Genomic DNA, 13,632 nt, shown 5'->3' on the forward strand with positions numbered 1-13,632 from the left:
TTAGATCTCCTTGAGGGCCGCTCGCGCCTCTTCACGATCATCAAAATGAATCGTTTTATCCTTTAAGATTTGATAATCCTCATGCCCCTTACCTGCAATCAGTACAATATCCCCCGGCTTTGCATTTTGTATTGCATGTTGAATCGCTTCCCGACGATCAACGATAACTTCATAATGAGAGCCTTCACGAAGGCCTTCTTTAACGCCTGCTTCAACATCTTTGACAATCTGTACAGGATCCTCTGTACGTGGATTATCAGATGTAACGTATACCACATCACCATATTGAGCAGCAATGCGGCCCATAATAGGACGTTTAGTAGCGTCTCGGTCACCACCACAGCCAAAGACTACGATAATACGATTTTCTTGAATAGCCTTAGCAGTTTGTAAAATATTTTCTAAACCATCAGGTGTATGTGCATAGTCTACAACAACTGCAAATGGTTGACCTTCTTCGATTAATTCAAAGCGACCAGGTACAGCACTAAATGTTTTTAATGCTTTATCAATATCCTCCATGGAGATACCTTCTAACAAACAAGCACCGATAGCTGCTAACGTGTTATACACATTAAATAGACCTGTCGTATTCATAGCCACTGTATAGTCATGATCATCATAAGATACAGTATAACGGCTAGATTTAGGCGTCATAGCAACATCGTGAGCATTCAATGTGCCGTTTCCATCAATACTATAGGTAATAATAGGTGCTTTAGTTTTTTCAACAACCCGGTGACCATATTCATCATCGATATTGATAATAGCGCCCTTACCAGATTTAGTTTGGTTAGGTTCACTTACTTGTTCAAACAATTTACATTTAGCTGCCAAATAGTTCTCAAAGGTTTTATGGAAGTCTAAATGATCCTGTGTCAAATTAGTAAATACAGCTGTATCATATTCAACACCAGATACGCGACCTAGCGCTAAAGCATGAGAAGAAACCTCCATTACACAATGTGTAATGCCTTCCTCTACCATTTGATGAAGAATATGTTGCAAATCTACTACATCAGGTGTCGTATTATGTATCGGATACGTTGTATCGCCGATCATAATATGAACGGTGCCAATAATCCCTACTTTATAACCTTGCGCTTTCAAAATATGACGAATCATATGCGTTGTAGTTGTCTTACCATTAGTGCCAGTAACACCAATCATACGCATGGAGTTAGCTGGATAATCAAAGAAATAAGGTACGCAAGCCATCATAGCCTCACGAGTATCCTCTACAGTGATAGTACAAACATCACCACTTACTTCTACTGGTTTAGATACTAGTACTGCTACTGCACCAGCTTCAATAGCTTTATTTACATAGTTATGACCATCTACAGTAGCACCATCTAAAGCAATAAATAAACTACCGGCTTTAACTGCACGAGAGTCCGCTGTAATATCTAAAATTTCAACAGCTGTATTACCTGTTACTTGCGGTGCTTGCAATGTTTTCACTATATCTTGTAATTGTTTCATATACAATCTCCTTTACACGCAAAGGAAAGCAGCCCAATACGAGCTGCTTTGCCTGCTAGTCTATAATTTGCTGTTTCTCTTGCACATTACGTTCAGTAACAGCGCTTTTAGTGCTATAAACAAAAGAATCAGGCAAAACCATCCCTAGTTGTTCTTCTGCGATCTGTTGGATACGAACAGGAGACTTCAAGGAAGCTACCTCTACATCCAATGCATCGTTTTCTTTTGTTAATTGTACTACAGCTTGCTGTGTTTTAACTACTTCATAGCCTAATTTCGTGCTGTATGCATTCATAAACATCATGATAAGTAAAAATGCAACTAATGCAGCAATGCCATAAATAACTTGCCACATCATAGGGCTCAAATCTAGAACCACATTTGCACTACGTTTTCTCCCTTGTGTAGCAACCAACACATCGCTTTTTACTTGGCCCACAACAGCCTTTCTCGCTAACATAAATACTAACCCCTTCCAATTCTACAACTTGACGGCTACGCGCAACTTCGCACTTCTAGCCCTCGGATTAACCTCAATCTCCCCTGCACTTGGCTCTATAGCCTTATTCTTCGCCTTCACAACTGCTTTGTGGTTACATACACACATTGGCAATTCTGGAGGACATATACATGCTGTACTTAATTCTTTGAAAGTTTGTTTCGTAATTCGATCTTCCAAAGAGTGGAATGTGATAACCCCAATTTTCCCCTTTGGTTTCAACATAGATACAGCATCTACAAAACTATCATGCAAGATAGCTAATTCTCTATTTACCTCAATGCGAATGGCTTGGAACGTCCGTTTCGCCGGATGTGGCCCATCTTGACGCGCCTTCGCAGGTATTGCTTGCTTAATAATTCTAACTAACTCACCGGTAGTAGTAATTCGATTCTCTTGACGTGCATTCACAATAAATTTAACAATGCGCTTAGCCCATCGTTCTTCCCCATAATCGCGGATGATTTGCAGCAATTGTTCAGCATCGTACTCATTAACAATTTCCTCTGCTGTAAGTGGTGCATCTTTATCCATACGCATATCGAGCGGTCCATCATTCATATATGAAAAGCCACGCTCTGGGGTATCGAGCTGATAACTTGATACGCCAAGATCAAATATAAAACCATCTACCTCATAGATGCCCGCAGTTTGGAGAGCTTCTTTTAAGTTAGAAAAGTTTGTTGGTATTGTTAATACCTGACAATTTAAATCAGACAACCTCTGTCTAGCTACGCTCAATGCGTCTTCGTCTTGATCTAAACCTATTATCATGCCTTCTGGGTCAAGCATTTCGCCCACTGCGTGAGCATGACCTGCTCCACCAAGGGTACAGTCCACATAAATGCCTTTCGGATTAGTTACGACGGAGTCCACCGTTTCGCGTAAAAGTACGCTGGTATGATTAAATTCCATCATAGCCTCCTATAACATAATCCCTTCAAGCCCTTCGACTAATTCTTCCATACTTTCAGCCACTTGATCATCATAGTAATCGTATTTTTCGCGGCTCCAAATTTCAACGTGATCCCCAGCACCGACAATAACGGCCTGTTTATCAAGGCTCGCATATTCACGTAGTGGCACAGGAATGAGGACACGACCTTGTTTATCATATTCAAGCTCAGCAGCACTACCGAAAACAAAACGTTTTAAGGCACGTACGCTAGCTTTAGTGGAGGATTGTGCTTGTAAGGCATCAGAAATTTTCTTCCACGCCTCTTGTGTGTAAATAGCTAAGCAGTCATCTAATCCTTTTGTGACAATGCACAAATCGCCTAATTGTTCACGTATTTTGGCAGGTATAATCATCCGCCCTTTTGTATCAATGGTGTGATTATATTCTCCCATGAACATACGTATCACCGCCCTTTACTATTCCTTATCCACCACTATATGGTAAATTCTACCACAATTCCCCACCTTTAACAACAAATTTTCCATTTTTAACCCACTTTTTTATATTTTTCTTATTCAATCTCTATTTTTCTTCTTTTTTCTACAATACATATGTTCGAATATAAAACTAAAAGTAGCTGTTAAAAACCACTATTTACCACAACAACACAAAATTTATATCACAAAAAAGAAAACCGCGTAACATTTCTGTTACGCGGTTTCTATACCTACGATAGATCAAAGAATTAATCTATCAATTGGGAGGCTAATTATTTAGTTGTTTTTACAGCTGCTTGTGGAGCTTGTTGTGGTTGTTGTGCAAGCACTTTATCAAGAAGATCACGGATTTCTTTATTTTGAGCTTGTAAATCAGCCACTTTATCCTCAAGAACTTTTACAGTTGCTGGGGATGCTTTAGGAGCTGTAGGAGCACTACCGATACCGATTGTTACACCAGCATTTGCCATTACGCTATGGTCACCACCATAAGCTGCGCCAGCATGGATTAACAAATCAGGGTTTGCATAATGAGCTACACCCAATGCAGTAGATGTTTTACCTTTGTAAGTACCAACAGCGGCCATGATTTGAGCTTTTTGACCTTCGTGATATTCGATAGGTTTCAATGCTGCCAATGCTGCTGCATTAGCACCCACTACTTTAACATCGCGTTCTACGCTACTAATACGGCGAGAGTTTTCTGCGATTTGAGCATCGTGTTGAACAAGAGTTGCATGGTCTTGAAGAGCTACGTTAGAAGCTTTCAAGCTATAGTTTGCAGCTTCAGCCAATGTACCGATGTCTTGAGTATTTTTATCTACTTGTAATCCTAATACATTAACTTTTTCATGATTTTCTAATGCCAATGTACCAACAGCTTTAGTTAATTTAACATTTTCATCAACTTTGTTATTTACATCAGAAATGTCTTGAGTATTTTTGTTTACTTGTAAACCTAATACACTAACCTTTTCTTGATTTTCTAATGCTAGAGTACCAACAGCTTTAGTTAATTTAGTATTTTCATTAACTTGAGTTGCTACTTCTGTTACACGATTATCTACTTTAGTAATATTTGTAATATTAGTATCTACCTTAGCATTGAGAGTGTTGATGTTAGCAATATTTGTATTAACTTGATTAGATACTTTACTAATATTGCTTGTATTTGTATTAACTTGGTTAGTTACATTCGTAATATTAGTCGTATTTTGGTTAACAACATTATTAATATTAGCAATATTAGTTGTATTAGTATTAACTTGTTTAGATACATCGTTAATAACTTTGCTATGTTCATCAACTTTGTTGATTACTTTTTGTACTGTTACATTAGTGTTTTGAATTGCTTCTGCATTTTGTTTGATCGCTGCTTTGTTAATATTGATGTTTTCAGTGTTATGTTTGATTGCTTCAGTATTAACAGAAACTTGGCTTTGAACATTTTTAATGCGTTCTTCATTAGCATTTGCTTTTTGAGTATTTGCATTCACTTGTTCTTTCACTTTGCTTACATCAACACTTACGTTTTGTAAGTTTTTGATTGCTTCGGTGTTTTTGCCAACTTGGTCTTTCAAGCCAGTTACATCAGTTTTGATATTGTTGATTACAGTATTTTGATTATTTACTCTTACATCAATATCAGTCAATTTGTTGTCAATAGTAGTTACTTTATTATCAATGTTAGTAACTTTTGCATCAATATTCTTCACATCATTTTGAACATTAGTAATATTGTTATTTACAATATTAAGTTGTTTATCAACTTTAGCACTAATGTTGTTGATATTGTTATTTACAATATTGATTTTTTGATCAACCTTAGCATTGATGTTTGTGATATCAGCTTTTACTACTGTTACATCAGCTTTAATATTGTTTACATTTTTTTCAACATTTACAACATTAGCTTTAATGTTATTAATATTGGAAGTATTGTTTTGAATATTTACAGTATTAGCTTGAATGTTACTATTTTGAGCGTTAATGTTTTGAGTAATATTTTCTACTTTTTGAGCGACATTAACGATTGTAGTATTGCCTTTACCAACTTGACCTTTCAAGGATTCAATAGCTTGAGAATTAGCATCAACTTTACCAGTCAAGTTATTAATAGCCGTTGTATTAGATTCAATACGACCAGTATTAGCATTTACTTTAGCAGTTACATCTGTAATATTAGCTGTGTTACCAGCGACTTGTTTACTAATGTTTGCAATAGCTGTTGCATTGTTAGAAATATTAGTTGTATTATTTGTAACTTGTTTACTTACATTAGCAATAGCTGCAGTGTTATTAGCAATATTAGTAGTGTTATTAGTTACATCTGTGCGAATAGCTTTAATATCTGCAGTGTTAACATCTACTTTATTACTGATGTTTGTCACATTAGCTTTAATGTCAGTAATAGCTTTGCTATTATCAACGATTGCTTTTGCGTTAGCATCAACTTTAACATTTACTTCATTAACTATACTGTTGATAGTTTTATTGATTTCTATGTTGTTATTAGTAATCTTAGCATCAATATTTTTGTCAACTTTGTTAATGATTGTTGTGTTGTTTTCATTGATTGCATTTGCAATGTTTTGGTTAATTACAGTGTTGTTAGCTTCAATCTTAGCATTAATTGTATTTTCAACATTAGTAACAGTTGTACCAACTTGACCTTGTAATTTCTTAATAGCATCTTCATTAGCACTAATGCGTCCAGAATGTTCTACAATATTGCCTTGTAAGTAATCTAAACGTTCATCATGACGATCTACACGTTTAGTAAGACCATCCAAATCACCTTTAACACCGTCAATCTTAACATTTACATCACCAATCTTAGTATTTATTGTATTGTTGATTTCTTTGTTATTTTCATTGATTTTTACATCGATGTTTTTATCAACTTTGTTAATGATTGTTGTGTTATTAGCAGTAATCTTAGCATCGATATTTTGATCTACTTTGTTAAGAATTGTAGTATTGTTAGCTTCAATCTTGTTGTTAATAGTAGATTCAATGTTAGTAATGGTAGTACCAACTTTACCGTTCAATTCAGCAATAGCTTTTGCATTCTTGTCGATAGCAGCTTTGTTATTGCCAATGAATGTACGGTTTTCGATAGCAATTGTACCAGCTACATTGATATCTTTTTCATTTTGGTCAACACGTTTAGTAAGACCATCCAAATCACCTTTAACACCGTCAACTTTAACATTTACATTGTTGATTGTATTGTTAATCGTTTTGTTATTTTCAGCGATCTTAACATCTACAGATTTATCAACTTTGTTAATGATTGTTGTGTTATTTTCGTTGATTGCATTTGCAATGTTTTGGTTAATTACAGTGTTGTTAGCTTCAATCTTAGTATCGATATTTTTATTAATAACTACATTGTTTTCAGTAATTTTGTTATTAATAGTAGTTTCGATATTTTTAACTGTATTACCAACTTGACCTTTTAATTCATCAATAGCTTTTTTGTTATCGCCAATGAATTTACGGTTTTCGATAGCAATTGTACCAGCTACATTGATATCTTTTTCATTTTGATCTACACGTTTAGTAAGACCATCCAAATCACCTTTAACACCGTCAACTTTTACGTTTACATTGTTAATAGCTGTTGTGTTATTAGTAATATTTGTAGTATTTTCATTGATACGTTTACTATTGTCAGCAATTGCCACTACATTAGTTTGAATGTTTGTAGCATTGTTAGCAATGTTAGTAGCATTATTTTCTACTTTACCGTTGATATTAGTGATTTGGTTTTTAATATCGTTGATTACGGTAGAAGATTTACCTACTTGACCTTTTAATTCATCGATAGCTTTTGCATTAACATTAATATTTGTAGTGTTATTTGCAATAGCAGCTTTGTTATCGCCTATGAATTTACGGTTTTCAAGAGCAATTGTACCTGCTACGTTGATATCTTTAGTATTTTGTTCAACTTTAGCAGTAAGGTCTTTCAAGTCACCTTTAACTCCATCAACTTTAACGTTTACATTGTTGATTGCTGTTGTATTGTTAGCAATGTTTGTAGTATTTTCTGTAATACGTTTGCTATTATCCGCAATTGCTATTACATTCGCTTGGATATTTGCAGCATTGTTAGCAATATTAGTAGTATTTACTTTAACACTATCTTCTACTGCTGTAATACGAGTAGAGTTATCTACAATATTGTCTTGTAGGTAATCTAAGCGTTGGTCATGACGATCAACACGGCCTTTCAAGCCTTCTACATCACCTTTAACACCATCAACTTTAACGTTTACGTTGTTAATTGCTGTAGTATTTTTAGCAATGTTAGTAGTATTAGCATCTACTTTCATATTAGTTGCATCGATACGTTTGCTATTGTCTACGATAGCGTTTGCATTAGCATCAACTTTAACATTTACGTTGTTAATTGCTGTAGTATTTTTAGCAATATTTGTAGAATTGTTTTCTACTTTACCGTTGATATTAGTAACTTGTTTCTTAATATCATTGATAACTGTAGAGGATTGACCTACTTGACCTTTTAACTCATCGATAGCTTTAGCATTGATATTGATATTTTTAGTATTGTTTGCAATAGCAACTTTATTATCGCCAATGAATTGACGGTTTTCCATTGCAATTGTACCAACTACATTAATATCTTTTGCATTAGCTTTCACACCATCTTCAACTACGGAAATACGTGTGGAGTTATCCTCAATGTTACCTTGTAAGTAGTCTAAACGTTGGTCATGACGATCTACACGACCTTTAAGGCCATCTAAATCACCTTTAAGACCATTCAAGTCACCTTTAACGCCATCAATCTTAACATTTACATCCCCAATCTTAGTATTGATTGTGTTGTTGATTTGTTTGTTATTTTCATTGATTTTTACATCGATGTTTTGATCAACTTTGTTAAGAATAGTAGTGTTATTAGCATTGATTTTTGCATCAATGTTTTGATCTACTTTATTGATGATTGTTGTATTATTGCTGTTAATTTTATTATCAATGTTTTGGTTGATAACAGTATTGTTAGCTTCAATCTTAGTATCGATATTTTTATTAATAGTTACATTGTTTTCTGTAATTTTGTTATTAATTGTAGTTTCGATATTTTTAATTGTAGTGCCAACTTGACCTTTTAATGCATCAATAGCTTTTGTATTTTTATCAATAGCAGCTTTGTTATCACCGATGAATTGACGATTTTCCATAGCGATAGTGCCAACTACATTGATATCTTTAGCGTTAGCTTTAACACCATCTTCTACTACAGTAATACGTGTAGAGTTATCTACAATATTACCTTGTAAGTAGTCTAAACGTTCATCATGACGATCTACACGACCTTTAAGGCCATCTAAATCACCTTTAACACCATCAACTTTAACGTTTACGTTGTTGATATTATTATTAATCACTTTATTATTTTCAGTGATTTTTGCATCAATATTTTGATCTACTTTATTGATGATTGTTGTGTTATTAGCATTGATCTTAGCGTCAATATTGTTATCTACTTTATTGATAATAGTAGTGTTGTTAGCTTCAATCTTATTATCGATAGTTTTGTTAATTACTGTGTTGTTTTCGTTGATTTTATTAGTAATTGTGTTTTCGATATTTGTGATTTGTGTGCCAACATGACCTTTTAATTCATCGATAGCTTTTTTGTTGTCCCCAATGAATTTACGGTTTTCAATAGCAATTGTACCTGCTACGTTGATATCGTTTTCCGCTTTATCTACACGTTTAGTAAGACCATCCAAGTCACCTTTAATACCATCAACTTTAACGTTTACGTTGTTGATATTAGTGTTGATTACTTTATTATTTTCAGTAATCTTTGCATCAATATTTTGATCTACTTTATTAATAATAGTAGTGTTGTTAGCTTCAATCTTATTATCGATAGTTTTGTTAATTACTGTATTGTTTTCGTTAATTTTATTAGTAATTGTATTTTCGATATTTGTGATTTGATTGCCAACATGACCTTTTAACTCATCGATAGCTTTTTTATTAGCTTTTACGCCATCTTCTACAACGGAGATACGTGTAGAGTTATCATTAATATTATCATGTAAGTATTCTAAACTTTGATCATGGCGATCTACACGACCTTTAAGACCATCCAAGTCCCCTTTAACACCATCAACTTTTACATTAACGTTATTAATTGCAGTTGCATTTGCTTCTACTTTGCTATTGATATTAGTGATATTGTTTTTAATATCTTTAATATCTACTTGAACATTACCAATATTTTGGCCAACTTTACCTTTTAAATCAGCAATATCTTTAGTGTTGATATTAACTTGGTTTTGAGTGTTGGATACATCAGTTTTGATAGTTTTATTATCTTGTTCAAGCGCCTGGATGCGACCTTCATGATTGCTCAACGCATCATTATGATAGTTGAAACGATTCATCAAATCAGTATGATTTTTATCAACTTTAGCATTCAATTCAGTAATTGCAGTAGAATTTTTGTTAATATTTGTAGTGTTATTAGTGATGTTAGTTGTATTAGTATCAACTTTTGCACTTACATTACTTACAGAGTTATTAATCTTTGTAATGTCTACTTTAACTGCATCAATCTTAGCATCTACATTTTTATTGACTTCATTAATGATTTTTGTGTTATTTTCAGTAATTTTATTGTCAATAGTTGTATTGATGTTAGTAATCGTTGTACCAACTTTACCTTTCAAGTCTTCGATGGCTTTTTTATTTTCACCGATAGCTTTTTTGTTATCACCGATACCTTTGCGGTTTTCCATCGCTATAGTATTGTTGAAAGTAATGTTATTGGTATTCTCTTCAACTTTAGCAGTCAAATCATTAATAGCTTTGCTATTATTGTTAACATTAACAGTTAAATTATTGATAGCTTTTTTGTTGTCGTTAACTTTAACATCAACGTTGTTAATATTATTATTCAACTCAGTCTTAACATTAGTGATATTGTTGTTTAACTCAGTTTTTACATTGTTGATATTTGTTTTAATATCAGCAATTTTAACATCTACATCTTTGTTAACATTATTGATAATAGTTGTATTGTTGTTTTCAATTCGCTCATCAACTTTGCTTAAAATTGTAGTGTTATTATTTTGAATTTCAGTGTTAATATTTTGATTTACTTGGTTAATAATATTAGTATTATTAGCTTCGATGTGTTTTTTAACACTTGCATCGATATTAGTGTTTACATTATTAACAACATTATTCGTGATGTTAGTAACTTGATTATTGATTCTTGTGTCGATGTTATTGTTGATTTCTGTAAATCTAGCATCGATATTATTATTAATATTAGTAATATCTTGTTGAATATTAGTAATTTGAGTGCCAACTTTACCTTTTAGGCCTTCGATATCTTTACTATTTTTATCAACTTTAGCATTGATAGTAGTAATATCGGATTTAATACCTATAATGTCAGTTTTTACACTCTCAACGTTATTATTAATGTTTGTAATATTAGAAGTATTCTTTTCCACCTTTTGGTTAAGAATATTAATATTATTTGTATTTTTCTTAACATTCTTAACATCAGTAGTTACAACTGTATAATAATTGTTAATTACAGTGTTCCCATTAGAACCGTCTTTTTTAGGTTCTTGTTGTTGCCATTGTTGTTGGTCTTGTTGCCATTGTTGCTGTTGTTGCGGCACTTGTGGACGTGGACGTCTTTGTTGCTGCTGTTGTTGTTGCTGTGGCACTTGTTGTTGCCATTGCTGCTGTTGTTGCTGTTGTTGTTGCTGTTGATCTAATTGTTCTGGATCCACTTGATGTTGATTTTGATTGTGTCCCCATGCATTTTGATCTGGTGTCAACCATCTTTGGCTACCAATAAGATCAGCTCTAGCCCAATCCTCAGGGCTGGATGCATTAGCAACACCTCCAGAAAAGCTAGCCGCCAAAATAACTGCTGCTACAATTGTAGTAGCGGATTTTTGATGTGACTTAGCCAACTCAGACGTTACAACGTAAGCGTGCTTAGTTGCACTCCATACAACTTTGAATACCTTATTCATATTAAGTTCCCTCCCAACATTTGTGGCTCTCACCCCACAATGAAGAAATAAATCAAATATTGCACTCTTTTTCACTAAACATTCACAATATTTAACTTAATATTACCATACATTTTTTTAAAACTCTATAAAAAAATTAATAAGTTAAACTTATGCTTCATTTTTCACTCATAAAAAAGCCATCACAAATATGCATTTTTACTGTGTATTTAATATAATATTATTTCATAAAATGAAATTTTAATTTTTAAAATTATTTAATTTTTAGAATATTATTTTTATTCACTTCTATAGAAAATATGAAAAAACCCTCATCAATGTATACTTTATACATTGATGAGGGTTTTTTGTCTCTATTTATATCGTTTTATTTCGATTATTAGAATTTAGATTCAATAGCACCTTGAAGATCGCCTTTTGGTAAGAAACCAATTTTACGATCTACTACTTCGCCATCTTTTAAGATAACAAATGTAGGCAATACTTCAACTTGTAAATTACGTGCTAATTCTGGTTCTTCATCAGCATTTACTTTTACAAAGTTAGCTTTACCTTCAAGCTCACCAGCAATTTCTTCGATGATTGGCATCATACGTACGCAATAACCGCACCATGGAGCCCAGAAATCAATAACAGTAACGCCACCTTGATTAACTAAATCTTGATATTCAGCAGTTTTTAATTCTTTTAATTCGCTCATTGTACCCTCCTACGGTAATTGAACTAATACACAATCTTGAATGACATGCAGGTTTAAAGCATGTGCTTTTTCAACAACAGATGGTTTATCCGCTCCTGGTTGCAACCACACAGTAGAAATGCCAAGTTCTTTACATTCATCTAATGCAGCCAAGCCTGCTGCTTCTGGTACAACAAAATCCACAACAGCTGGTACAACAGGGAGTGCAGAAAGACTAGAGTAACATATATCTCCATCTATTTCTGCAATATTAGGATTAACTGGATATACTTCATATCCGTGATCTTTAAGACATTTATAAATCTTATAGCCGAACTTTTCGGTTTTATGAGTGGCTCCAATAACGGCCCACACTTTTTGATCTAAAGCTTGTTGAATTGTCATTACGACCACCTCTTATATATTATTATAAATAAATATCGAATTTTGTCAATGTAATATATCGAATTTTATAATTAATGAATTATACTCTTTTAGCAAACATTTTAGAACTAAAATCAATTGATCGCTCATCATTTAATGACAATTGTTTTTTGCCTCAAACCTGAAACCGATAGGTCTAAATGAATTAAATCAGAAAGGCTTATTTCTCGATGAGTATACCTAGAACCATCTATAAGCCCACCTACAATGGCTAATTCCCCTAAAATTCTAGACGCAGACCATTGTTGTGCTTTGAGTTCTCGGATTGTAATACTCTTTTGACGCTTAGAGAGTCTATGCCCATCTATATCTACCAAAAGTGGTGCATGACCATACTTAGGAACCTCTATATGCTTATGGGGATAACATTGTTGTAATGTTTTATACAAATATAATTGCTGCCCTGTTGTATCAAGTAAATCATCACCACGAATAATTTCAGTTATTCCCATTGCTATATCATCTAAGACAACTGCTAAATTATAAGCATACATACCATCACCACGACGTAATACATAATCATCTAATTCACCGTCTAAGTGAATATGCTGCGTACCTTGCCAACGATCCTCAAACTCAAGGTTACAGGAATCTACAGCTAGACGTAATGAAGGTTCTTTCATAGAGTATAATTCATCTATATCCCTCTTACTCAAATGTCGACATTTGCCATCATAACGATGAATTATTTCACCTATATGAGGAGCCGAGGCTATAGATTGTAACCGTGTTCTATTACAGAAACAAGGATAAATTAGTTTTTCTAATGCAAGACATTCTAATACATTAGCATAGTAATCTTGTCGTTCACTTTGCCAATATGTTGATTCTGAGCCGCCAATACGAGGCCCTTCATCCCATTCAAAACCAAGCCATTCTAAATCATCTAAGAGTGCTTCCCCTAATTCCCGTTTAGAACGTTGAAGATCTATATCCTCCATTCGAACTACATAAGTTCCCTTTTGCTGTCTCGTAGAAATATATGATAATAAAGCAATCCAAACATTGCCAAGATGAATATATCCTGTTGGGCTTGGTGCAAACCGACCTTTCATACTAGCCCTCCTAGATTACAAAACAAGTGG

General features: G+C 33.6%; 8 protein-coding genes. All 8 read right to left on the reverse strand.

Annotated features, from left to right (window positions below):
• On the reverse strand, positions 1-1,485 hold the full coding sequence (locus RWZ05_RS02160) for a UDP-N-acetylmuramoyl-L-alanyl-D-glutamate--2,6-diaminopimelate ligase (protein WP_314641647.1): 1,485 nt from the start codon (positions 1,483-1,485) through the stop codon (positions 1-3).
• Positions 1,486-1,540: 55 nt separating this feature from the next.
• Positions 1,541-1,945, reverse strand: a complete 405-nt coding sequence (ftsL, locus tag RWZ05_RS02165; RefSeq protein WP_314641649.1) for a cell division protein FtsL — start codon at positions 1,943-1,945, stop codon at positions 1,541-1,543.
• 21 nt (positions 1,946-1,966) lie between these two features.
• Complete coding sequence (rsmH, locus tag RWZ05_RS02170; protein ID WP_314641651.1) at positions 1,967-2,899, reverse strand: 16S rRNA (cytosine(1402)-N(4))-methyltransferase RsmH; 933 nt, start codon at positions 2,897-2,899, stop codon at positions 1,967-1,969.
• Between the two features lie 9 nt (positions 2,900-2,908).
• On the reverse strand, positions 2,909-3,340 hold the full coding sequence (gene mraZ / locus RWZ05_RS02175) for a division/cell wall cluster transcriptional repressor MraZ (RefSeq protein WP_314641652.1): 432 nt from the start codon (positions 3,338-3,340) through the stop codon (positions 2,909-2,911).
• A 311-nt stretch (positions 3,341-3,651) separates the two neighbouring features.
• Positions 3,652-11,424, reverse strand: coding sequence for an ESPR-type extended signal peptide-containing protein (locus tag RWZ05_RS02180; protein WP_314641653.1), 7,773 nt, complete (start codon positions 11,422-11,424; stop codon positions 3,652-3,654).
• A gap of 379 nt (positions 11,425-11,803) precedes the next feature.
• Positions 11,804-12,124 (reverse strand): thioredoxin, encoded by a 321-nt coding sequence (gene trxA, locus RWZ05_RS02185; RefSeq protein ID WP_005386226.1) that lies wholly within the window; start codon positions 12,122-12,124, stop codon positions 11,804-11,806.
• A gap of 9 nt (positions 12,125-12,133) precedes the next feature.
• Positions 12,134-12,508, reverse strand: coding sequence for a CoA-binding protein (locus tag RWZ05_RS02190; protein ID WP_314641656.1), 375 nt, complete (start codon positions 12,506-12,508; stop codon positions 12,134-12,136).
• Between the two features lie 128 nt (positions 12,509-12,636).
• Complete coding sequence (gluQRS, locus tag RWZ05_RS02195) at positions 12,637-13,602, reverse strand: tRNA glutamyl-Q(34) synthetase GluQRS (protein ID WP_314641658.1); 966 nt, start codon at positions 13,600-13,602, stop codon at positions 12,637-12,639.
• Between the last annotated feature and the right edge of the window lie 30 nt (positions 13,603-13,632).

It is taken from the genome of uncultured Veillonella sp. (assembly GCF_963543145.1).
In the GTDB taxonomy this organism is placed as follows: Bacteria; Bacillota; Negativicutes; order Veillonellales; family Veillonellaceae; genus Veillonella.